The 23679-nt window shown below is 58.8% G+C and carries 19 protein-coding genes and 1 pseudogene; 5 read left to right on the top strand and 15 right to left on the bottom strand.

The features are described 5' to 3' along the window. Nucleotides 1-250 precede the first annotated feature (250 nt). Both CPter91_RS06415 and CPter91_RS06410 read left to right on the top strand, forming a co-directional pair. The gene (locus CPter91_RS06415) at nt 251-1000 is read left to right on the top strand and encodes an MgtC/SapB family protein (protein ID WP_335340119.1); all 750 of its coding nucleotides are present in this window, start codon (nt 251-253) and stop codon (nt 998-1000) included. 70 nt (nt 1001-1070) lie between these two features. Next, on the top strand, nt 1071-1565 hold the full coding sequence (locus CPter91_RS06410) for a hypothetical protein (protein ID WP_150119637.1): 495 nt from the start codon (nt 1071-1073) through the stop codon (nt 1563-1565). 85 nt (nt 1566-1650) lie between these two features. On the opposite strand, the gene CPter91_RS06405 is transcribed toward CPter91_RS06410, so the two are convergent. From CPter91_RS06405 to CPter91_RS06385, 5 genes are all read right to left on the bottom strand, one after another. Continuing rightward, the gene (locus tag CPter91_RS06405) at nt 1651-2142 is read right to left on the bottom strand and encodes a LysE family translocator (protein WP_236905947.1); all 492 of its coding nucleotides are present in this window, start codon (nt 2140-2142) and stop codon (nt 1651-1653) included. A 244-nt stretch (nt 2143-2386) separates the two neighbouring features. Beyond that, nucleotides 2387-2974: a hypothetical protein gene (locus CPter91_RS06400; RefSeq protein WP_150119636.1), complete on the bottom strand. Its 588-nt coding sequence runs from the start codon at nt 2972-2974 to the stop codon at nt 2387-2389. A gap of 89 nt (nt 2975-3063) precedes the next feature. Next, nucleotides 3064-3849, bottom strand: a complete 786-nt coding sequence (locus CPter91_RS06395; RefSeq protein ID WP_061938468.1) for a hypothetical protein — start codon at nt 3847-3849, stop codon at nt 3064-3066. 525 nt (nt 3850-4374) lie between these two features. Continuing rightward, nucleotides 4375-6195 carry an alkaline phosphatase family protein gene (locus CPter91_RS06390; RefSeq protein ID WP_167595136.1) on the bottom strand — a complete coding sequence of 607 codons (1821 nt, stop codon included), beginning with the start codon at nt 6193-6195 and terminating at the stop codon, nt 4375-4377. 185 nt (nt 6196-6380) lie between these two features. Further along, a complete protein-coding gene (locus tag CPter91_RS06385) occupies nt 6381-8231 on the bottom strand; it encodes a phospholipase C (RefSeq protein ID WP_082792649.1) in 1851 nt (616 codons plus the stop codon). Nucleotides 8232-8705: 474 nt separating this feature from the next. Between CPter91_RS06385 and CPter91_RS06380 the strand changes: the two genes are divergently transcribed. Further along, nucleotides 8706-10157 (top strand): cytochrome-c peroxidase, encoded by a 1452-nt coding sequence (locus CPter91_RS06380; RefSeq protein WP_061938462.1) that lies wholly within the window; start codon nt 8706-8708, stop codon nt 10155-10157. 6 nt (nt 10158-10163) lie between these two features. Here the strand turns inward: CPter91_RS06380 and CPter91_RS06375 are convergent, their stop codons facing one another. Together CPter91_RS06375 and CPter91_RS06370 are read right to left on the bottom strand one after the other, a co-directional pair. Continuing rightward, a complete protein-coding gene (locus CPter91_RS06375; RefSeq protein ID WP_061938459.1) occupies nt 10164-10553 on the bottom strand; it encodes a RidA family protein in 390 nt (129 codons plus the stop codon). Between the two features lie 130 nt (nt 10554-10683). Further along, complete coding sequence (locus CPter91_RS06370) at nt 10684-11646, bottom strand: threo-3-hydroxy-L-aspartate ammonia-lyase (RefSeq protein WP_061945910.1); 963 nt, start codon at nt 11644-11646, stop codon at nt 10684-10686. A gap of 110 nt (nt 11647-11756) precedes the next feature. On the opposite strand from CPter91_RS06370, the gene CPter91_RS06365 reads away from it, so the two are divergent. Next, complete coding sequence (locus tag CPter91_RS06365; RefSeq protein WP_061938456.1) at nt 11757-12683, top strand: LysR family transcriptional regulator; 927 nt, start codon at nt 11757-11759, stop codon at nt 12681-12683. 152 nt (nt 12684-12835) lie between these two features. Next, nucleotides 12836-13636, top strand: a complete 801-nt coding sequence (locus CPter91_RS06360; RefSeq protein ID WP_061938453.1) for an oxygen-binding di-iron domain-containing protein — start codon at nt 12836-12838, stop codon at nt 13634-13636. 5 nt (nt 13637-13641) lie between these two features. Here CPter91_RS06360 and CPter91_RS06355 read toward each other — a convergent pair. The 8 genes and pseudogenes from CPter91_RS06355 to CPter91_RS06320 form a co-directional block, all read right to left on the bottom strand. Then, nucleotides 13642-14019: pseudogene (locus CPter91_RS06355) on the bottom strand (YeeE/YedE thiosulfate transporter family protein); the annotation flags it as partial. Nucleotides 14020-14040: 21 nt separating this feature from the next. After that, nucleotides 14041-15159, bottom strand: coding sequence for an alpha/beta hydrolase (locus CPter91_RS06350; protein ID WP_061945908.1), 1119 nt, complete (start codon nt 15157-15159; stop codon nt 14041-14043). A 469-nt stretch (nt 15160-15628) separates the two neighbouring features. Beyond that, nucleotides 15629-16867 carry a glutamate carboxypeptidase gene (locus CPter91_RS06345; protein WP_061938447.1) on the bottom strand — a complete coding sequence of 413 codons (1239 nt, stop codon included), beginning with the start codon at nt 16865-16867 and terminating at the stop codon, nt 15629-15631. A gap of 76 nt (nt 16868-16943) precedes the next feature. Next, the gene (locus CPter91_RS06340) at nt 16944-17156 is read right to left on the bottom strand and encodes a hypothetical protein (RefSeq protein ID WP_061938444.1); all 213 of its coding nucleotides are present in this window, start codon (nt 17154-17156) and stop codon (nt 16944-16946) included. Nucleotides 17157-17308: 152 nt separating this feature from the next. After that, the gene (locus CPter91_RS06335; protein ID WP_061938441.1) at nt 17309-18151 is read right to left on the bottom strand and encodes a hypothetical protein; all 843 of its coding nucleotides are present in this window, start codon (nt 18149-18151) and stop codon (nt 17309-17311) included. A 94-nt stretch (nt 18152-18245) separates the two neighbouring features. Then, nucleotides 18246-18887, bottom strand: a complete 642-nt coding sequence (locus CPter91_RS06330; protein ID WP_061938433.1) for a LysE family translocator — start codon at nt 18885-18887, stop codon at nt 18246-18248. A 232-nt stretch (nt 18888-19119) separates the two neighbouring features. Next, the gene (locus CPter91_RS06325; protein WP_061938430.1) at nt 19120-20526 is read right to left on the bottom strand and encodes an efflux transporter outer membrane subunit; all 1407 of its coding nucleotides are present in this window, start codon (nt 20524-20526) and stop codon (nt 19120-19122) included. After that, nucleotides 20523-23669 carry an efflux RND transporter permease subunit gene (locus CPter91_RS06320; RefSeq protein ID WP_061938427.1) on the bottom strand — a complete coding sequence of 1049 codons (3147 nt, stop codon included), beginning with the start codon at nt 23667-23669 and terminating at the stop codon, nt 20523-20525. Before CPter91_RS06320 ends, CPter91_RS06325 begins: the two co-directional genes overlap by 4 nt. Nucleotides 23670-23679: the final 10 nt, after the last annotated feature.

Below are 23679 nucleotides of genomic sequence, written 5' to 3'. Positions count from 1 at the left end.
CTGGCAGGCAGTACGGCCGCGGCCCGGAATGGCGCGGCCTTTTGGCTTTCATCAAGACAGGTGCGGGCGTATACTGCCGGTGGTCAATCCGCCTGATAGAATCAGGGTTTGCACGCTTGAGCGCTTGAGGGACCAGCCAGCCTGGGCAATTGAAGCCGGGAGCATGCTGGACTGACCTGTTTGCCGTGCGCACGTGAACCTGAGCACTGCCCCTCAGCTTCGGGGACTATAAAAAACTAAAAGAAGATACATGAACATGCTTTCAGTCGATTCATTGGCCACCTATTGGTCGGCCCCAGCCGTTGCAGCGAATGTCCTGATTTTTTTCAACCTGCTTGGCGCCCTGTTTCTGGGAATGCTGATCGGCTACGAGCGCGCCTATCATGGACGAGCCGCCGGCATGCGCACCTACGGCCTGGTGTGCATGGCGTCGGCAGCGCTCACCGTGTTCGTCGGCTACCCGGCGCTCTGGTATGGCGGACATGCAGGCTTGCCGCTCAATCCTGATCCGACCCGGGTAGTGCAAGGGGTAGTCACCGGCATCGGCTTTCTTGGCGCCGGCGTAATCATGAAGGAAGGCTTGAATATCCGCGGACTGACGACCGCAGCTTCGATCTGGGCGGCGTCAGCGGTCGGGGTCCTGGTCGGCGTCGGCTTCTACATCGCCGCCATCTCGCTCGCCGTTCTATCCGCCAGCTGCATGGTGTGGGTGGCCAAGCTTGAATACTGGCTGCCGTCCCGCGCCGGCGTCGCCATCATGGTTGAATTCGAAAAGAACTTTATCCCGCATGAGAATGCTCTGCGCAAGATCGCTCTGGAGCACGGTTACGAGATCGCCAAGGATTCGCTGTCCATCAGCTCGCACGAGCGGCATGCAAAATGGCACTTCATCGCCATCGCGATCGATAGCAAGAAAGGTACCTCCATGTCCGAGCTGGCGCACATGATGAATTCTTACGAAGGTGTCGAGAACTTTGAGTTGACTCATTGCCGTAACTGAGTGCGCAGGCCTGTCCGTTGCAAAGTCTGCCCCTGGATTCGGCCATCAATCGCTATCACACATCAGACACATGATCCTTCGTTTACGATCCTTTCTTTTTTCAGCACCTGCGATGCCGCTCTGGCGCTATGTTTTGTTATCTTTTCCAATAGCGCTCATACCGTCACTTGTGCTAGCTCAGAGTGTGCAATGGATACTGATATTTTTTGGCGTTGACGTTGCCTCGATTTCGCCGTCCGGGACAATTGCCACACCTGGCGCGGTTTTCAGCGCCATCGTTTTCGCACCCATTGCTGAAACGCTTATTCTGGCTTACATGCTGACGGTACTGTCATCTTCATCGCTGCGCCGGATCTGGGTGGTAGTCATCGCTGCGATTTGCTGGGGCTGCTTCCATGCCATATTCGGGCGTTTGTGGTTCTTCGGCACCGTGTGGAGTTTCTTTGTTTTTTCGTGCGCCTATCTGGTCTGGCGACAAGTATCGTTTCGGAAAGCATTCCTGGCTGCGGCACTACCACATGTCTTGATCAACTCTCTCATGATGATGCTGATACTAAGGAATTGACCGCCATTTAATCCGCCGGGAAAAAAGCTTATAGAGTTTGTATGATGGACATGACTCAAAATTCGTCCAGCCATTGGATGGCGATCTACGACCTGGCTTCTCGCAGCGAAACCACCAGCAAACTTAGCCCCAAGGCGCCGACAGCAACTGCGGCGATGCGGTTACTGATGCGACTGGCTCGCGAGTAAGCGGCTCGAATCCGCCTACGAGAGAAAAAGTAAGCGAGCAAGGAGTGCCAGAGCAAGGCGTTGATGACTATCATTGCCACCGCCGCCACCTGAAGCAACGGACCCGGCGTGGCGGGAAATGAAGCGGCAAAAACGCTGCCGAAGAACAAGGCAGATTTCGGATTCGTGATATTCGTCAAAAATCCCAGGCGGAATGCTGCCACGCTGGAAACATGTGGCGCATTTCCATTCAAGGCTACGCCACCCGATCGCCATAAACGACTAGCGACATACAGAAGATACAAACCACCGGTGATCTGAAGTGCCAGTCTCAGCCACGGAAACGCCTGGAATATAGCATTGATCCCGAGTACGGCGCAGCTTGCCCAAATACCCGCGCCAACCGTCACCCCAACGCAGCAAAACCCGCACTGCGAGAGCGGTCACTCGCTGCCAATTGCGAAATGAGCAGAACGTTGGCGCCGGGCGTCATCATGGCGGCAAGGTGAAGAAAAAAAACGGTAATGAGCGTAGAGAACATAGGAATCTCGTTTCATTCAAATCAATCAGCAGACGACCCTATCGAACCTGACTTGGCCGCGTCGTGAATTCCCGTCCAACTTCGCCAGCGCACAGTTTTTTTTCAACGGCTTGCTAATGGCAAATTTCAATGTTGCGCTGAATGACCGGGGCCGCTGAAACCGCGCCCTGATCGACTGTCAAACGGTTCAGTTCAAACTGACAGCTTGTTTCGGATGTAAAAACCAATTCGTAGTCAGCATTTGTCTGGGGCACGAATACCACTCTTGCGAAGCAGCTATCCTGATAAATCGTGATCATTCTCGTGGTGCCGGAGACTGCTGGAGATTCACTGGTCGAATTAGGTTTGCTGAACGTGAACATTACCGGCTGATTCGCAGACAGGTAGGTTTCCGCCTTCACATATCCTTTTTTTTCTGAAAACGTACTGGCTGGAATACCTATTTTTTGTCCATTCAGATTGTTTTCAAAACCGATGGCATAGCTGCCTACAACGTGTCCGCTGCCGACAGGCCTCTTGGTCAGGCATTGCATATTCGGGAAGGCAGTTACTCCACGATAGGCATTGAATACCGTTGGGACGATTACCCGGATTCTGGCACGATCGCCATCCTTAGGCTCACTGTATGCGACATTGTATTTGCCGATGCCGCATGCTGTCAGTAAAAGCGGAAGACTGAATATAAAGAGTAGTTTTTTCATCAGGGTCTTTTGCAGCCGATACCGGCTCATTCAATTTTTTTGGAAAGCAGCGAAACTGCTGCTGCATCATGCCGCGTCATCATTCAAGATCAGTGACTAGACACGACCGCTGCGCTGACGCCGAATACGGAATTTGAAATCTGATCGGGCCAGGTACTGATCAAAATGTCTTTCGCAGATTGCCGTGCTCCGAGCGCATCCTTGAGCAGCTCCGGATAGCTCGCATACGCCGGCTTGGCAGGTACCGACGTATAGGTGTTTCCTAGCAAAACCCTGTTGCCCTTTTGATTCATCAGCACATATTCCGTGACGAGCACGGGATGATAGTCATTGAGGAGATCGGCTGCTCCGTATGCCACGGTCATTCTCAATAACAGGGGGCTATACCCTTCGCTAACCGTAAATGAGGGCAACTGGCCTTTTGCCGGACGCATCCCCAATTTTTTTTCGGGAGGCCGTTTTATTTCAGTCAATTTAACGACGCGCCCGGTGCTTTCAATTGCGCTTTTCAATTTGTTGGCGAATGCAAGATGCATATCTTGCTGTGTCGCAGCCTCGTGCACCGCCTGAGAAAACTCCTCGGTACGCGTCACGACATCACTCGCTGCCTTACGCTGAAGAGCAATGCCACCCACACCGGCAGCCAAGGTCCCCACCGGACCAAGCAGGCTGCCTACTGCAATGACATCGCTCGACGTGTTGTTCGCAGTTTGCATAACAATCATCTGTTCCGGACTATAGAAAATTTCTACGCCCGTGATTGATTGAATTTCAGCCTCATGCTTTTTTTTCAGCTTGGCAAATTTGTAGGAACTATCCATGGCACAGCCACTAATGGCCAAGACGAGTGCAACGCCGACAACGATATTCTTCATTTTTCTCCCTGAAATCTGTTTTAGTTTTTAACTGCTGTATGCCGCCCCACGTAACGCTAGTGGTATCCGACCCAGTGCATCGGTCCAGGAGAATCCGCGGATACCGCCCGGATTGACGCTGACACAAGCGTCCCGCCTCTTGCTCATTTGAAAATGTTGCAAATAAATTCATCAGATTTTACAAAATTGCATCAGATTTATCCACAGAAACATTATGACAAGACAAGAATCTTGCAATCTTTAATATGTTTGTGGTTTTCCGACATCAGGCAATTTGTCAGAACTGCAGGAGCAGGAAGCCAGGGCCGGATCAGGCGGGGGATTGAGGGAGGCCTCAGTCGATGAATGGCTGCTCAGGCCGCCACGATTTCGCGGGTGAAAAGAAGAAGAAGGAGGCGACAATCGCCTCCTTCTTCATGCCGGCACGCATGGCGTATCAGCTAGTTCTCATTTCTGAGGCGCAGACCTGCACAAGCTTTCCAGGTTTCTGGCAAATGCTTGTCCTCCTACGGCCATGAGACAGGATTACTGGCTAACCACGAAAGTGGCCGGCCCAGCCAGCTTGGTATACCCGCCATTGTACAAATACCACGCCGTATAAGTCCCAGGCGCCAGCGACGCCGTGCTGAACGCAGTCACGCCGCCTTGCGCGCCCACGTACTGCCACATCGTCGAGCTGTTGGTGCCCGGGCTGGCGCCGGCGGGATAGATGCCGACCCAGTTGGACGAATTGGTGTTGGCCAGCGTGGTGCTGAAGTTGAACGCGATGTTTTCACCCTGCTGCACATTCGGCATGGCGGCGCTCAGCGACGAGGCTGCGGCTTTTGCATTGGGCGTGAAGGCGTCGTTGATCGGCTGGGCGTAGGTATCGTTGGCGGTCAGCGGGCTGATGCCGAGTGCGCTTTCGATGGTGCGGCCGGCGCTGTAATGGTTGTAGCTGGCAGTGCTGAGCGCACCGCTGCCGACCAGGCCTTGCGAACCGTAGACGATGCCGCCGATGTGGTTGGTGGCGCTGCCCGAGGACTCATCCCAGGTCAGGATCAGCAGCGAGCGCTGGCTGGTCCATGCCGGCGATGCGAAGATCGGCTGCAAGGTTTGCTTAAGCCAGCCGTCTTGCACCTGCAGGCTGTTGGCGGAACCGTTGCCTGAGGCTTCGCCGTCGGCGTTGTCGTCGGCGGCTATCCAGGAAAAATTCGGCGTAGTAGCTGCCGACTGCAGGTCGGTGGTGAGCTGAGTGGTGTCGAACAGATGCGCCGCGCAGCGGGTCGGATTGCCGGAGATGTTGGTGTAGTTGATGAACGGCGCGTCATCCGGTTCGTAGTAGCTGTCGACGTTGTTCTTGGTGTTGCACGGGGTGCCCATGCCTTGCTCGTAGGCTTTCCAGGTCTTGCCGATGGCTTCCAGGCGGTCGCCGATGTGGCTGGCGCCGACCTTGATGTTCGGATAGTAGATCGCGCCGGTGACGAAGGTGTCGCCGCCCGAGACCGCCATGTAGTTTTCGTCGCTGGGGTGGTAGACGCCGCTGTTATTGGTCAGCAAGGTGCCGCCCTGCGCCAGCGAGTTGATGAACGGGGCATTGGTGGTGTCGCCGATGACTTGCGAGTAGTCGGTGTTTTCCATCATCACGAAGAACACGTGGTCGAAGGCCGGCACCGTGGATGCCGGCGCTGCCAGGACCGGCGCGGGCACCGGCGTCGACAAGGTGAGCGACAGATTGTCGGCGTAGCCGACGTTGGTGGAGCTGGAGGTATTGATGAACTGCAGTTGCACCGCGATCGAACGGGTACCGGCTGGCACGGTGCCGCTGTTCGACTTGGCGATGAAGGCGTTGGCGTTGCCGCGCGCGCTGGCGGTGACGCCGGACAGTTCGCCCGGATTGCCCAGCACTTTGCCGGAAGCGTCGAGGAAGCTTGCGGTGACGATCGCCTGCCCGGCATAGACGGTATATCCGCCCAGCCAACCGGACAGGGAATAAGTCACCGTGCCGGTATCGATGGCGCTGCTGGCGGAGGCGACATTGATGGTCTGCATCAGCGCCGAGTCGCCATAAGGACCGTCGGCGATGAAGGCATTGCCCGCGGCCGGCGAGGATGGCGTCGTGAAACTTGCGACGGAATAGCAGACCAGCGTCGGGTTGCCCAGCAAGACCTGCCAGCCCGGCACGGTTTTAACCGCTTTCCAGTCGGTCGCACAGAGGCCGGTCTCACCGCCGCCGTTGACGATCAGGTTGCCGCTGCCTGCGGCTTGGACTGCGCCCGCGGAAGCCAGCAGCGCCAGGCCGGCCAGCATGGTTTTCAGCAAGCGTCCAGCCGGCTGCTTCGGAAAAACATTTGTTCGTGAACTCATCATCATCTCCAATGGTTGATCGCCTTTGCGTGCGCGGCCGAAAAAAAACCTGCCCCTCACCGCTATGACTGGCAAGGGACAGGCGATCTTCAACCGGACTTTGCACGCCGCCTTGAATGCTTTCATGGTGAGAGCGTTCAAGGCAGCCGGCGCATTCCGTTATCAGGTTTTTGCAGCAGTTGCGGTCACAGTTTCTTGCTGGTCGTGCCGGCAGCCGGCTGGCCGGTGGTCGGATCGAGGATCAGCTTGGCTGTGCTTGGCGTGCCGCTCAGGTTCAGCATGTTGGTCAAGGTGCCGGCAATGGCGTCGTAAGAACCGGCGATGCGCTGGCCGGACAACCAGTTGTCTTCGATGAAGCGCAGGATCGAGGTCTGGTCGGTCAGCGTGTGGTCGACGTAGTTGGTCTTCGCGTACGGCGAGATCACCAGCAGCGGCAGGCGTGGGCCATAGCCGCAGCGGCCTTGGGCGCTAGTCTTGCCGGTGGCGCCGGACAATGCTGTCGGTGTGCCTTGTGATGAACCTGGGCCGTTGGTTTTGCAGACACCAGGACCGTTCAGCGCGTCTGCCACGCCTGGCGCAGTCAGGCCGTTGCTGGTGAAGGCAGCGGCAGCAGTGGTGTTGTTCGACGGATTCAGGATCGGGCTGGCCTGGTGATCGTAAAAGCCGTCCGAGTCGTCATAAGCAATCACGACCAGCGTATTGCTCCAGCCCGGCTGCTTCTGCAGGAAGTTGACCACTTGCGTGACGAACGCTTGTTCGTCGAGCGGGTCGGAATAACCGGCGTGGCCGTCCTGGTAGCCAGGAGCTTTCAGGAAGCTGACCGCAGGATAATTGCCAGCCGATACGGCATCGAAGAAGTCATGGATGTCGTACTGATGATTGGCAGGATCCACCGTCTTGCCGTCTGCCTGGAAGGTATTGCCGATGGCGGTGACAGCGCTAGGACGGGCATGCTTCAGGTTCGCCGTACTGGCGTAGTACTGGAAAGGCTGGTGGTGAGGGATATAGTCGGCCTTGGTGACGCCAGTGACTGCGGACGTAGTGGAACGCTTGCAGCCTGTCGTGCCGTTTGCATTGGTCACGGTCAGGTCGAAGCCGCCTTGGAAGAAGCCCCAGCTGACATTCGCTGCATTGAGCATGTCGCCGACGTTCTTGCCGCTCAGCTGCGCTGCGTCGCGCGTCATGCAAGCATCATTCAAAGGCTGGGCATCGCCGGCCAGGTTGATGCCACCCACGCCGTCGCTGGACAGCTCGCCGTAATAGCCGTCGCCGGCTGCATAGTTGCCAGCCTGGCTGGCCGACAGGTTGGTGGCGATAACGCCGTTGGTCTGGCCCGAGATCAGGTTGATCGCGCCCGGCGCCGAAGGGCCAAAGGTGGTGCCGAAGGAGTTGTCGTTGAGCGCATAGTTCTGCGCATAATTCCACAGCGCTGTCACGGTATTGCCGTCGAAGTAACCCATGGTCAAGCCATTGGTGTTGAGCGGCGGCGTCAGCACTTGCGGCGCAGCCGAGTTGCCTGCGCCGAGCGAGGCCGGGAACAGGTCCATGGCGCCGCCGTTGAAGCCCATCTGCTCGGCTTGGTAATCATGGTCCTGGTCGGCGATGACGACTTGCGAACGATCGAGGCGGAAAGGATTGATGGCGTTGACGCCATTGCCGGTGTTCAGCGTGGTCGGATTGGCCGTCAGCAGGCTAGGCACGCGCAGTGCGGCGAAACTCTTGGTGACGTCCAGCGGCGTTTGCAGGTTATTCACCACCGGGGTACCGGCAGCGGCCGTGAATGCCGGCTCGCCGGTAGGATTGGCAGCGTTTGGATAAGTGCCGAAATAGTGATCGAAGGAGACGTTTTCCTGGAAGATCACCACGACGTGCTGGATCGGCGTGGCGGCTTTCGCTACCACCGGCGGTGTCGGGCCGTTGTCGAGGGACGACGACGAGCTGCCGGAGTTGCAGCCACCCAGCAAGCCAGCGGTGATCGCCAGCGCAAGCGCAGGCTTTGCGAAGCGATGCTCCGCAAATGTAGTGTGCAATTTCATTGATGCTCCTGAGTAGTATTAGTGACTAATGCAGTTGCATCCGGCCAGCATCCCGTTGCCAGGCCAGGCAGTCCGCCCCGCATTACTCTTTATTGATGTTCAAATGCGATTACCTATCGGCGCGCCATGCTGTTTTTTTGCCACGCCAATATTGATTGAAATGCCGCTTGCCGGAGACTTCCCGGCAGTCAGGAAATGACACAGTGCTAACGGACTTGATCTGGCGATGACAGCCCGCTTACGCCGCTGAGAAACATTCGGAGCTGGATTGTAGGATCGGCTTGTTACCGCATGATGACGTGTCTGTTTCGTCATCGAATTCGCCGCGGCAAACGACAAGATCGCCCATTTCATCAAGTTGACATATTTCAGCGCTATCCTGCCGGGTTATCGTTTTGATCCAGATGCGCATCCACGCGGGCAAGCGTTGTCATTTGCGCAGGAAACTTCACCGTCGCACGTCCTTGAGCCTTTATGAAAATCCGGTTTCAGCCGCACCCTGCTCTTGCTTTAGCGTCGCCACGCACAGCCATCCTCGCACTCGCCGCGCTGGCGTTTCTCCTGAGCGGCTGCGGCCGTCAGGACCAGGCCAGCACTGCTGCTGCGCCAGTGACTGCCGCTGCACCTGTCGCCGTGGCGCCGGCGCCGGCAAGCACGGCCCAGGCCGCGTTGGCGCGCCTGAATGCGCCGGTGGTCCCCTTAAGCGCCGTGGCCGAAATCGGCAAAAAAATCTTCTACGACCAATCCCTGTCCGCTTCCGGCAAGTTGTCCTGCGCCTCCTGCCACAACCCGGATAACGCCCACGCGCCGGCCAACGGCCTCGCAGTACAGCTCGGCGGCATGCATTTGCAGGCACAGGGCGGACGCGCAGTCCCTTCCTTGCGCTATCACGAACACGCGCCAGCATTCTCCATCGGCCCCGACACCAAGCCCGACGAAGACGACAAGGGCGCCGTCCTGCAGGCAGCAGCAGCCAAGGCCAACCCGCCGGCGCCGGCGGTAGCCAAGGCAACGCTGCAGCCATCGGCGGCAGTGCAGGAAGTGGTGCCCCAAGGCGGCTTCGACTGGGACGGCCGGGCCACCAACCTGACCGACCAGGCCGGCGGCCCCTTGCTGGCAGCGAATGAAATGGCCAACAAGAACGCCGCGCAACTGCTGGCAAAATTCAAGGCCGCGCCCTACGCCAAGGACATGCTGCAGCTGTTCGGTCCGTCCGTATTCACTTCGCCCAACCTGGCGCTGGGAGAAGCCTATTACGCGCTGGCGCTGTACCAGAAAGAAGACCGCAGCTTCCATCCCTACGACAGCAAGTACGACTACTACCTGGCCGAGCAGGTGCAACTGAGCGAACAGGAAATGCGCGGATTAACGCTGTTCAAGGATCCGAAAAAAGGCAATTGCGCCACCTGCCACATCGAAAAGCCATCGCGCGACGGCAGCTTCCCGCCGGTGTTTACCGATTATCAGTTTGAAGCCCTGGCGGTGCCGCGCAACAAGGCCATCCTGGCCAACCGCGACCCCAAGTATTTTGATATGGGCATGTGCGGTCCATGGCGCAAGGATGCGGCCAAGCAGCTGAACTACTGCGGCTACTTCAAGACCCCGACCTTGCGCAATGCCGCCACCCGCCAAGTGTATTTCCACAATGGCGTGTTCCATTCGCTGGAGGACGTCGTGCATTTTTATATGGAACGGGAAACCAAACCGGAAAAATGGTACCCGCGCAGCAAGGATGGCAAGCTCAACAAGTACGACGATTTGCCGGCCGCCTATCACGCCAATGTGGATGTGACCGATGCGCCGTTCGACAGCAAGGCGGGTGCGCCGCCTGCGTTGAGGGATGATGAAATCAAGGATGTGGTGGCGTTCTTGAAGACGCTGAATGACGGTTACCAGCCCGAGGGCAAGAAAATCGCCGGCAAATGAGGTGCCCTAGCGGCGACGCTCCTCGGGAATAAATGCCACGACCTGCAATTCGATGGCAAAACCGTGGTGCAGCGCAGGGACCGGCACGATGGCGCGTGCGGGCGTATGCGCGCCAAAAGCGCGGCTATATACTTCGTTAAACGCAGACCAGTTTTCCACGCCCACCATGTAAGCCGTGACCTGGACCACATCCGCATAAGTGCCGCCGGCCGCTTCAATGACCTTTTGGCATTGATCAAGAACTGCTTGGGCCTGTGCCTTGAAATCATGTATTGCGGGATCGATCAGATCGCGCGCGGGCAGCATCCCGGATAAAAAGACGAAGCCGCTCTGCTCTACCGCTTGCGCATAGTGGCCAAGCGGCGCGGGTGATTCGGTGGTGTGAATGATTTTCATGGATGTCCTGCATTCGGTGGCGGTGATTCTGGCGCTCAGTAGGGTGGGCACCAGTGCCCACGCGGATAGTGATGAGTCCAAGCTTCCAGTCCCGCGTGGGCAAAAAAATCTTGCCCACCCTACAAGGTAATCAGGCGATAAATTTGGCAAAGGATTGCAAGTCCACATTGCCGCCGCTAACGATGACCCCCACCTTCTTGCCGGCAATCGGATAGACGCGCTGAAGCGCCGCCGCAGCCGCCAGGCATCCGGTCGGCTCAACCACGATCTTCATCCTTTCGGCAAAGAATTTCATGGTCTCGATGAGTTGCGCGTCAGAGACGGTCACGATGTCGTGGACATGACGCCGTATCACATCGAAATTGTGATTGCCTATGTGCGTCACCTTGGCGCCGTCCGCAATGGTGTCCGGCACCTCGATGTGCACTATTTCCCTCTTGCGGAACGATTGCTGGCCGTCGTTCCCTGCTGCCGGTTCAACGCCAATCACCTGGCAATTCTTGCTCATGCCCGACGCCGCCAGCGCAGATCCCGCCAGCAGTCCACCGCCACCGAGACAGACCAGCAGCACATCCAGCTCGCCCACCTCCTCGAATAATTCCAGAGCAGCGGTCCCTTGCCCGCAAATCACGTCTGGATGATCATAGGGAGGAATCAGCGTCATGTTTCTTTCTTGCGCCAGCTTGCGGCCGATCTCTTCGCGGTTTTCCGTATACCGGTTATAAGTCAGAACTTCTGCCCCATAGCCCTTGGTCGCCTGGATTTTCAGCTCTGGCGCATCTTCTGGCATGATGATGACCGCACGGATATTGAGAAGGCTGGCAGCCAGGGCAATCGCCTGGGCGTGATTGCCCGAGGAATAGGTCAGCACGCCATGGCGACGCTGCTCTTCTGAGAACTGAGACAAGGCGTTGTAGGCGCCGCGAAACTTGAACGCGCCGATGCGCTGCAGGTTTTCGCACTTGAAGAACAGTTCGGCGCCGGCGATCTGATTGGCTGTGCGCGAGGTCAGGACAGGCGTGCGGTGGGCGACATGCTTGATCCGTTGCGCTGCCTGTTGCACGTCGCTGGCGTAAAGTTGGCTGGTTTCCATCATGTTGCGCTCTCTTCCGTCGATATAAATAAGATGCGCCAAGTGTAAAACCAAACATGCAATGTCTGCTGCAACACCATGTTGCAGAAAATCACATCAGGAGCCGCTACATGCAAGGCAGAACGCTATGGGAACTCAAGGTATTCTGTGCCGTCGTTGAAAAGCACAGTTTCGTTACGGCGGCGCGCGTCATGGGCATCTCCCCCAGCTCCGCCACGAGAACCGTGCAGGCGCTGGAGACGCAACTTGGCGTGCAATTGCTGCAACGCTCGCACAAACTGCTCAGCCTGTCCGCCGCCGGCGAGCTTTATTATGAATCCGCGAAAAAGATGCTGGAAGTGCAAGCCGAAGCGGAAAATGAAATCGCCAGCCTGCAATCGGGCGCGACCGGATCGATCCGGTTTTCAGCGCCGGAGATCTTCAGCCGCTTTTTCCTGCCGCAGCAGATCGGCCTGCTGACGCAGGATTTTCCTGATGTCCGCATCGACGTCCTCTATACCGACATCATGGTCGATCCGATCCAGGAAAACCTGGATTTCTCAATCCGCGGCGCCTATCCGCTATCCAGCGAACTGATCGGCTATCCCCTGTGGGACTATGACCGGATTCTGTGCGCCAGCCCGGCGTATATAGAAAAACACGGCGCACCGGATGAACCGGAAGACCTGAGCAGCCATGCCATCGTGCTGCATACCGCGCCGCGTATCTTGAAAGACTGGTATTTCAAATCGGATGCGCGCACCTTACGGATGCATATGCCGGCAACCCATCGCGTCAGCAGCGGCACCGGCTTGTACGAGTTGATCCGGGCGGGAATGGGGATAGGACGGCTGGCAGCCTGGGTGGCAAAGCCGGCAATTGAAAGCGGCGAACTGCTGCATCTTTGCCCAGCCTATCGCATGGTTTCGTCGTCAGGGAAAAATCCGCAGATGCATGCGGTCTATGGCGCCAAGGGATTGCCGCGCCGCGCCAAGATGCTGTTGGAAGTGCTTCGAACGAAAGGGATCGAGCAGGGATTTGAGCCGACGAAGAGGTAAGCTGGAAATAGGCTTGTCATGCATCCTACCTGTGCCAGTGTAATAGCCGACCATGCCGCCGTTGTAAATCAACAATAATTTGATATTTATCAAGGAACCACAACCTCACTCCGTACTACGCTCGTCGATTATTCATTCCACCTGAAAAATCAATGGCAACCGAGCTCTTCAACAACGGCCAGCATGTCTGCGTCATGTTTTCCGATTTGGTCGAAGAAGATGAAGGCGAAGTGGTCCAGACCAACCAGTTCTTCATCTGCGACCACGGCCAGGGCGCGCTGATCGATCCCGGCGGCCAGATGACTTACAACGAACTGTTCATCGCGCTGAGCCGCTTCTTCCCACCCAAAGAACTGAAATACATCCTGGCTTCGCATGCCGATCCCGACATCGTCGCCTCGGTCGGCCGCTGGCTGACCGGTTCTGAATGCCAGGTGGTCATCTCCAAGCTGTGGTCGCGCTTCATCCCGCATTTTTGCCCGGCCGGAAAAACCGCCGGCCGCATCGTCTCTATTCCGGATGACGGCTTGCGGATCCAGATCGGTCAGAGCGAAGTGTGGGCGCTGCCGGCGCACTTCCTGCATTCGGAGGGTAATTTCCAGTTCTACGATCCGGTCAGCAAGATACTGTTCTCGGGCGACCTGGGGGCGTCGATGGTCAGCAATAGCGATGCGGCGCAGCCGGTGACGGATTTCTCGGCGCACCTGCGCAGCATGCAATCCTTTCACCGGCGCTATATGAGCGGCAACCGCGCCTGCCGTTTGTGGGCGGCGATGGTGCGGCAGCTGGATATCCAGTGCATCGTGCCGCAGCACGGCTGCATGTTCCAGGGGCCGGAAATGGTGGCCCGCTTCATAGACTGGGTCGAGCAGCTGGAGTGCGGCATCGATCTGCTGAGCGAGCAGCACTACAGCCTGCCCAGGAACTGGCTGCTGCCCGCGGGTGATTTCTGAAGCCGTTAGGTTCTTGAGAGGCCGAACAGAGGCCGCGCCCAGACGCCGAAGTAGCTGCCGATCAGCGCCGCGACGAACCATAGCCAGCCATGCACGCTGGCGGAAGCGATCCCGTTGAAGTAGGCGCCGATATTGCAGCCGTAGGCAAGCCGGGCGCCGTAACCCATCAGCAGTCCGCCGACGATAGCGGCCAGCAGCGAGCGCAGGAGGATGCGCCACACCGGCGCGAACTTGCCGGCCAGGGTAGCGCCGAGCATGATGTCGACACTCATCATCGAGGTGATGTCGGTCGCCAGGCTGCCGTTCATCTGCGCCAGCTTGTCGGCCGAGGACCAGTAGGGCCACGACGCGACATCCACCCCGCCGGCCGCCAGCAGTTTCGCCCGGCTGCAAAACGCTACTGCTCAGGGAGATGGCTTGCGCAGCTCGGCTGGGTTGTCCGTGGCAAACGGCCGCACATAGGTCAGCAGGCTTACCAAGGTCTTGCCCGGTTCTTCGAACTGCACCAGGTGCGATGCGTGCTCGAACCAGATTCCCTTCTTGTAGGGTGCATCCACTTTCTTGAGCCACTCTTCGGTCGGCTGGGATGGCGTGGTGTAGTCATGCCGCCCCATGAACATGACGACCGGAATCGGGAACTTGACTATCGGCTTGAGATCGACTTCAAGAAACTCAGGCAGCACGGCGCCCAGCGTCAGCATGTTGCCCTGATCGATGGCGGCAACCGCCTTCTGGTCGTACTCCGGCGATAGCAGCGGCGCATTGAAGTAGTAGCCGAAATCGCTGCGGTAGGCCGCTAGGCCGCCGTAGTACTGCGCCCATTTACGGGCGATGATGATGCGCTCGCGAGTGATCGACTGCGTGCCTGGATAAGGTGCGATGGCTTCCATTTCCGTCACCGCTGCCTGATTGCCCTCTTTCCGGGCCTGCGCCAGGCCGAACTCGAAACTGATGCGTTCATTGTCGCGCACATTGATCACCTGACCGATACCAACATAGGCATAGAACAGGTCCGGCCGCGCCAGGGCGGCTTTCATGCCGATGATGGTGCCCCAGCTGTGGCCGACCAGGATCACCTTTTTCTTGCCGTACTTTTTGCTGACGTATTGCGCGATATCGATGGCGTCGTTCACGTACTGGTCTATGTGCAGACTGGCACGCACGGCGTCCGGATCGGTTTCCAGGTAGGACTTCCCGGAGGCGCGCTGGTCGTAATTGACGACGGTGAAGTATTCTTCCAGCGGCCGCTGGTACATCCACATGGTGGGCGCACTGGGCGAGGCCGGGCCGCCGTGGACAAAAAGAATGATGGGGTTGTCGCGGTCCTGCCCGCGCACGTACAGCCATTGCTCGACGCCGCCGATCTTGACCTTGTAGTTCTCCTGTATGCCCTGGGGATTCACGATTTTCCCGAGGTCGGCGACGATTTCACGGCCTTCCGGTTCCTTGCCCATGCTGGCGGCAGCTGCTGTCGTCAGCACCAGGAATGGCAGTAGCAGTTTTGCGATTTTTTTGCCAAACATGTTCATGGTCCCTCTCGCTCCAGATTGGTGGTCAATGGTATTTTTTTGGGTCATGTCATTTGTGTAGTGCCTGCAGCACGGCCAACGGACTAAGCGGCATGGTAAATAGGAGATCGGTGACAGTCAATCGACGCTATTCCGGGATGCTGTTTTCCATGGATGGGCTGCAGCGGGAGGCGATGGATTGCATTTTTCGGGGTGCCTCGAAGCGATCTCGGCGGGGAAGCTAAAACAATGTATGCCTGACTACTTTGGGCGTTGTCAGATGTGGGGAGAGGCAGAGCGTATTACATGCTTAATACTTTTCTCACGGCGAGGCATGCGCTCCGTAGCCAGCTAAATGGGGTCAGGGTGAAGTTTCTGCAAAAGGCGCGCAGAACTACACCCTGACCCCAGTTAGCTGCGTGTGTTAGCGCGACGAAAAACCTGGTTACGATTTTGATACTCAGATAGGCCGTTTAGCCGTCGCCTATTCGCTGTCAGGCTTTGCCAGGGTCTGCAACAGCCGCGTCGTCAAATACAGCCGCGGCGCCACGCTGTCCAGGTCCGCCCATTCGTCGGATGAATGGATGCGGTCGCCGACGATGCCCATGCCGTCCAGCACCACCGGCTTGCCGCTCTTCGGATTGTAGGCGAAGCCGGCGTCGGTGCCGTAGCGCATGCCGACCGGGGCGATGCTCTTGCCTAGCTCGCGGTAGATCTGGTCGGCGACGGCGGCCAGATGGTCGCTGGCAGGGTTCTTGCTGAACGGCGGCCGGCGGTTTTCCACCTTGACGCTGACTTCAGTTTCCGGAATGAATTTCTTTTGCACGATCCTGTCGGCATCGGCCTGGACGCGGGCGATTTCGCTCAGGTCGGACATGCGCATGTCGGCGATGGCGCTGGCTTTGTCGGGGATGATGTTGACCCGGTCGCCGGCCTGGATCGAGGTCCAGCTGACGGTGGTGCCTTTGATCGGATCGCCCAGGTCTTTCAGCTGCATGATCTGGTTGGACATCTCGATGGCGGCGTTGCGGCCCTTTTCCGGCGCCGAGCCGGCGTGCGACGCCAGGCCCTTGACGTTGAGGTAGACATAGGCGATGCCGTTGGTGGAGACGGTGACGCGGTCGGCCTCAGGCGGTTCGTAGACCAGCACATAGTCTTGGTCGGCGGACAGCTTGCTGATCATCGCACGTGAACCGAGGGAGCTCTTTTCTTCATCGGGATTGAACAGCACGGTGAGCGTCTTGTAGCCGTCGATGCCGCGCTCGCGCGCCAGGTCGATGGCATACAGCACGATCAGGGCGCCGCCCTTGGCGTCGGCAACGCCAGGACCGAAGGCCTTGTTAGCCTCGACCCTGAATGGCCGCCTGGCGGCCTCGCCGACGCCGAAGACGGTATCGAAATGGATCATCAGCATGATGTTTTTCGTGCCCTTGCCTTGCAGGGTGCCCAGCACCATTTTCCCGGCTGAAGGCGGTGCGGCGACGATCTCGACTTTGGCGCCCAGCTCCTTGAGACGTTGCGCCAGGAAGCTCTCCACCTGTCCCAGGCCTTTGGCATCATCGGTGCCGGAATCGATATTCACCAGTGTCGCGAGGTCGCGCAAGAACTCCGGCTTCTTCTTGCTGGCGGCGGCCATCAGGGCATTGTCTGTTTGTGCGAAAGCGGTGGTGCAGATGAGGCATGCAGCTGCTGCCAGCAATGTGCGCATTGCATTTTTTCTCATGGCGTCTCCTATATTATTTATATTGCAGAAAATGCAGCGCCCTGCCCGAGGGACAGCGACGCCTGCCGTAGACCCGCTAGCCCATGCCGCGTCCGCCATCCTTGGCGGTGGCCATCTCGAACAGGTCGAATACGTCGTCGTAGAGAAATGATTTTTTTACCGGCTGGGCGTATTCCGCCGGATTGCCGTAGGCGAGGATCTTTTGTTCGCAGTCGTGCCTGGTCCTGGCGATGATGGCGTCGGTCTTGTCGCCTTCCAGGTTTGCGGCTACCCAGTATGTCAGCTTCATATACTTCCCTCTTTCGATGCGGATTATTGCCGCGTTACCGGCGCTTGCATCTTACATTGACATGTTTTACCGGACTTGTCGCTGTTAGTTTATCGTGGAAGGAAGCCGGTGTTGGCAGTAAATCTTTGAGTAACAACTTCATTTATTGCGATTCATTGTGCCTCATAGGCCTTTGCGCTTGGCGACCAGTGAAACGTCTGACGCGACTTGCCATGCCGTTCGCGCAACTGGAGATCGTGGAAACCGTCCGTCATGCTCGGCAACACATTGAGGAAACTGCCGCTGCTTGATATGTCGTGGCTGCGTGTGCCATCCTTATGCCATTCTCCCGCAATATCCTCTTCCGACGCCATCAGTTCAGAAAACACGAGGCGCAATGACTTGCCATCGATATGCAGCAGATATAAGGATTCGTAGGAAGCGCCGCCGCCGGCATAGCCCTGGAATTGCATGGCGCGTACGCCGAAAGCATAGTCCCCTTCGCGCAACTGGTAAGGAGCAAGGTCGAAGCGTAGCCAGCTGCCGGGAAAATCGTCCGTATTGTCTTGCGTGCCGCCAGCAGCGTCCGAATGAGGGTCGACCAGCACTGTCTCGGTTTTTGCAATCAGGCGTGGCGTCATACCTGCACTGTATTCAAACACGCCAAACCAGATTTCATTCTCTTCGTTGCCACGGAAGGCATCACAGGAAGACGGATGGTTTTTCAAGATCTGTGCAGCTGTTTCAGGATTAGGCGCCAGGCATGCCACCGCCACATACCAACCCGGCCGTTGTGGCCACGGCTTGGCGCCGGTCAACACCGCACGCGCCGGATCGCGCCCGGGCGCAAGCTGGTTTAGCAGGAGCTCTTTGGTGAAGCCTTGTGGCAATTGGGTGCCGAAGCCATCCGGCCGCACAGCAGCGCGGCCTCCGGCCGCTTGCTCTGCATGGGCATGCAAGGCCGGCAGCATGCCAACGGCGGCGCATAGCAGCAAGCGAAAGAAATAGGGATTCATGGAATAGGATCTCAACTGAAATGGTGCCGAGCCTGATTCTAGCAGTCGGCAACAACGACGCCGAATCCGCTAAAAGATCCAGCCCCCGGCCTATTTATACCGCCTGGCGGCGCAAGGTCAGCAACAACGAACCAAAAGTGATGAAAGCGGCACCGACGAAACGGCTGAGCCATTTGGCGAACAAGGGCTTGAGCAGCACGCCGCGGGCGCGCGAGGCGATGAAGGCGTAGCTCAGGTGGGTGCTGTAGGAGATCGTCATGAAGATCGCCATCAGGACCAGGAACTGCGGCAGCAAGGCGGTCTTGGCGCTGATGAATTGCGGGAACAGCGCGGTGAAGAACAGCACGGCCTTGGGATTAGTGGCTGCCGTCAGGAAAGCCTCGCCATACAGCTGGCGGCGCTTGGGCGGAGCCTCTTCCTTGCCGGCTTCGACTTCGACCGCGAGCACCGTGCCGCGGCCGAACAGGTGGCGCACGCCGATATAGAACAGGTAGCCGGCGCCGATCAGCTTGACTACGCCGAACACCAGCGCGGAGGATTTGAGCAGGACGCCGAGGCCGAGTATCGCCGCGGTGGACAGGCAGAACACGCCGGAGATATTGCCCAGGCCGGACCACATCACCGAGCGCGGACCGTAGGTGGCGCCATTGCGCAGGCTGAGCAGGATGGAGGGTCCGGGACTCAAGATGGACAGGGCTGCCATCGCGGTGAAGGTGAGGATAGTCTGGGTATTCATCGCAAGGGCTTTCGGGTCTGGGCTAAGGCAAACGGCAGTCGCGGACAAGATCGGTGCAAGCTTGATGAGAGACTTGCGCCGACATGCAAGGCTATCACGATCTGGTCCGCTGCGTCAGGACCTCATCCCCACAAACCGGCCCGGTGGTTCCGGCAGCACAGTACTGCCCCGGCGATGCCGGGCTGATGACATAAATTCAACCTTAGAAATAGCAAATGCTATTGCGGCGCGGTCATGAATCGCTCCAGCCCCCTCCCATCGCCTTGTACAGGTTGATCCGGTTGTTCTGCTCCAGCAGGCGCAGGGAGATCAGGTTTTGCCTGGCGCCGTACCAGCCGCGCTCGGCCACCAGCGAATTCAGATAGCTATCAATGCCGCTGCGGTAACGCGCCTCGGACAAGCGATAGCTCTTGCCGGAGGCGTCCGCCAGACGCTGTTGCGCGCCCAGGCGCTGATCCAGCGTAGCCCGCTCGGCCAGGGCATCGGCAACTTCGCGGAACGCCACCTGGATTGTTTTTTCATAGTTGGCGATCTCGATTTCCTTGCTCACTTTCGCGACATCGAGGTTGGCGCGGTTGCTGCCGGCGTTGAATATCGGCAGATTGATCGCCGGCAGAAAGCTCCAGGCGCCGCTGCCCGGCTTGAACAGGCCTGCCAGGCTGCTGCTGGCAGTGCCGCCGGCGGCGGTCAACGTAATGCTGGGAAAGAAGGCGGCGCGCGCCGCGCCGATATCGGCGTTGGCGGCAATCAGAATTTGTTCGGCTGCCAGTACATCGGGTCTTTGCTGCAGCAGGTCCGACGACAGCTGCGCCGGCGTCGCCAGCAGCGCTGCAGAAGCTTGCGGGATGCTGTCCGGCAGCAAGTGCTCCGGTACAGCCGCGCCGGCCAGCAGGTTGAGCGCATTCAGATCCTGCTGCACGCGGCTGGTGAACTCACCCAGATCCACCTGGGCTGCTTCAACACTGGCTTGCGCGGTCGACAAATCCAGGCCGGAGGTAGAGCCTATGGCATGGCTGCGCTGGCTCAGATCGTAAGAAATCTGCTGGCTCTTCAAGGTATCTTTGGCCAGCAGCAGGCGCTCATTGTCGGCCGCCACCGTCAGCCAGGCGCCGGCGACTTCCGCCACCAGGCTGATCTGCACGCTGCGCTGCATTTCCACGTTGAATTGATAGGTCGCCTGTGCCGCCGCGCTGAGATTTTTCAGGCGTCCGAAAAAATCCAGCTCGTAGGAACTGAAGCCCAGCTGCACGCTCTGGTTGCGCGAAATGTTTGCGGCATTGCCGTTGGCCTGGTCGGCCGGCGTGCGCACGGTGTTGCTGCTGGCGGCGACGCCGAGCGCAGGATACCTGGAGGCATCCTGGATCCGGTATTGCGCGCGCGCCTTTTCGATGTTCAGTACGGCTACCCGTAGATCGCGGTTGTTAGCCAGCGTCAGCGCAATCACTTCACGCAGGCGCGCATCTGTGAAAAAACTGCGCCAGGCTATTTCAGCGGCGGCATCTTGCAGCGGGCCTTGGCTGCTACCCTGAGACCAGGCCGCCGGCACCGGTGCGGCCGGCCGCCCATATTCCGGCGCCAGGTTGACGCAGCCGCCCAGCAGCAGCGCCAGGCCAGGGATCAATAAAGTATTGCGCATCATTCACCCGCCTTTTGTGCTTCTGCCGACGCCGGCGCTTGGCTACGGCGCTTCTGCATCAGGCGGCAGATCAGATAATAAAACAGGGGCGTAAAGAAAATCCCCAGCAGCGTTGCCGATATGGTCCCGCCCAGCACGCCGGTGCCGATGGCGCGCCGGCTGGCAGATCCGGCGCCGCTGGCAAGCGCCAGCGGCAGCACGCCGAACATGAACGCCAGCGAAGTCATCAGGATCGGCCGCAGGCGCAGATGCACCGCTTCCAGTGTTGCGTCCAGCAAGGATTTTCCGGATTCGTGCAGCTGCTTGGCGAACTCGACAATCAGGATCGCGTTCTTGCAGGACAAACCGACCGTGGTCAGCAGCCCGACCTGGAAATAGACATCGTTGGACAAGCCGCTGGCCGAGGTCAGCAGCACGGTGCCGATGATCCCCAGCGGCACGATCAGGATCACCGCGAACGGCACCGACCAGCTTTCATACAGCGCCGCCAGGCAGAGGAAGACGAACAGGATGGATGCCGCATACAGCAATGGCGCTTGTGAGCCGGACAAACGTTCCTGATAGGACTGGCCGGTCCATTCATAGCCTATCCCGGCCGGCATTTGCGCCATGATGCGTTCCACTTCCTGCATCGCCACGCCAGAACTGACGCCTGGCGCCGGTTCGCCGACAATTTCAAACGACGAGACGCCGTTGTAACGTTCCAGCAGGGATGGCCCGTAAGTCCAGCTGGCGCTGGTGAAGGCAGAAAACGGCACCATCTGGCTGGCGGCATTGCGCACGTGCCACTGCTCCAGGTCATGCGCCTGCATGCGCGACGCTGAATCGCCCTGCACGTAGACGCGCTTGACGCGGCCATTGTTGAGGAAGTCGTTGACATAAGTGCCGCCCATCGCGGTCGACATGGTGGAATTGATGTCCGCCGTGCTCAGGCTCAGTGCACCGGCCTTGCTGTCGTCGATCTCGACGCGGAACTGCGGCGTATCGTCGAGGCCGGTGGTGCGCACGTTGGCCAGCTTGTCGCTCTTGCCGGCCAAGGCGATGAACTCGTCGCGCGCCTGCATCAGCGCGTCATGGCCGACGCCGCCGACATCCTTCATCTGTACATCGAAGCCGGAACTCTGGCCGAGGCCGCGCACCGCCGGCGGCAAGGTCACAAAAATCCTGGCGTCGCGTATCTTCGCCAGATCCCGGTTGGCGCGGCGCGCAATCTCGGCCGCACCCTGAGATTTTTCCTTGCGTTTGTCCCAATCCTGCAGCTTGATGAAAGCGCGTCCGACGTTCTGGCTATTGCCGCCAGAGCCGGAGCCGGTAATCGACAGCAAGGCGTCGATCACTTCCGGCTGCTTCAGGAAATACTGTTGCACGGTGCGCATGACCTGCGTGGTCTGCTCCTCGGTGGCGCCCACCGGCAGCTGGACCTGGGCGTTCAGCACGCCCTGGTCTTCATCCGGCAGGAAAGAGGTAGGCAAGCGCATCAGGCAGACCGCCATCGCCGCGACAATCAGCACGTAGGTGAGCAGGCTGCGGCGGCCGCGCCCCAGTATCCCGGCGACACCGGACTGGTAACGCCGTGCATTGCGCTCAAAAGTGCGGTTGAACCAGCCGAAGAAGCCCTTCTGCGGCATCTGGCCATGGGTGTGCGGCTTGAGCATGGTGGCGCACAGGGCGGGCGTCAGGGTCAGGGCAACCAGCACCGACAGCGTCATGGCCGACACGATGGTGATGGAAAACTGGCGATAGATCACGCCGGTGGAACCGCCGAAAAACGCCATCGGAATGAACACGCCGGACAGCACCAGCGCAATGCCGACCAGCGCACCGCTGACCTCGGACATGGCCTTGCGCGTCGCTTCCTTGGCGCTGAGCGCCTGCTCCGCCATCAGGCGTTCGACGTTTTCCACCACCACGATGGCGTCGTCGACCAACAGGCCGATGGCCAGCACCATGCCGAACATGGTCAAGGTATTGATCGAATAGCCGAACAGAGAAAGGATGCCGAAGGTGCCGAGCAAGACCACCGGTACCGTGATGGCCGGGATAAAGGTGGCGCGCAGGTTTTGCAGGAACAGGTACATGATCAGCACCACCAGCACGATAGCTTCCAGCAGGGTTTTGACCACTTCCTTGATGGAGACCCGCACGAATGGCGTGGTGTCATAGCTGACCGTGCTGCTGAGCTTCAGCGCCGGCGGGAAATACGGCTCCAGCTCCTGCATTTTGGCCAGCACCGCCTTGGAGGTGGCCAGGGCGTTGGCGCCAGACGCCAGCTGCACCGCCAGCGCAGCCGAATGCCGACCGTTCTGCTGGGCCTTGACGTCGTAGCTTTCCGCGCCGATTTCCACCCGCGCTACGTCCTGCAGCCGCACCACGGCGCCATCGCTGGCTGCTTTCACGATAATCTGGCGAAACTGCTCCGGCGTACTGAGCTTGCTGCGGGCAGTAATGGTAGCGTTCAGCTGCTGCCCCTGGACGGCCGGCAAGCCGCCCAGCTGGCCGGCCGAAATTTCCGCATTCTGGGCTTCCAGCGCACGGTTGATGTCGGACGGCATCAGCGCATACTTCAGCAGCTTAGCGGGATCGAGCCAGATGCGCATCGCGTAGTTGGTGCCATAGGCGGTAACGTCGCCGACGCCTTCCACCCGGCTGATCTGGTCGGTCAAGGTGCTGCTGATGAAATCGCCGATATCCACCCCGGTGACCTTGGGATCAGCCGAGACCAGCGATACGATCATCAAGGTGTCGCTGGCGGCCTTGGTCACCGTCACGCCGGTGCTTTGCACCGCTTGCGGCAGGCGCGAACTGGCTTGCTGCAGCTTGTTCTGCACCTGCATCTGCGCCACGTCCGGATTGGTGCCGGCCTTGAAATTCAGGGTGATGTTGGTGCGGCCGGCAGAACTGCTGGAGGCCGACATGTATTCCAGGTTGTCCAGCCCTTTCATTTGCTGTTCGATCACCTGCGTGACCGAATCTTCCAGCGTCTTGGCTGAGGCGCCGGCATAGTTGGCGCGGATGTTGACCTTGGGCGGAGCGATGTCGGGATACTGCTCCAGCGACAGCGAGACGATGGAAATCGCACCGGCCAGCATGATGACGATGGCCAGGACCCAGGCAAAGATGGGACGATTGATAAAGAAATGCGCCATGATCTTCCTC

This window comes from Collimonas pratensis (assembly GCF_001584185.1).
In the GTDB taxonomy this organism is placed as follows: Bacteria; Pseudomonadota; Gammaproteobacteria; order Burkholderiales; family Burkholderiaceae_D; genus Collimonas; species Collimonas pratensis.
The sequence above is the reverse complement of the archived record's forward strand: the minus strand, read 5'-3'. Positions and strand labels throughout refer to the sequence as shown.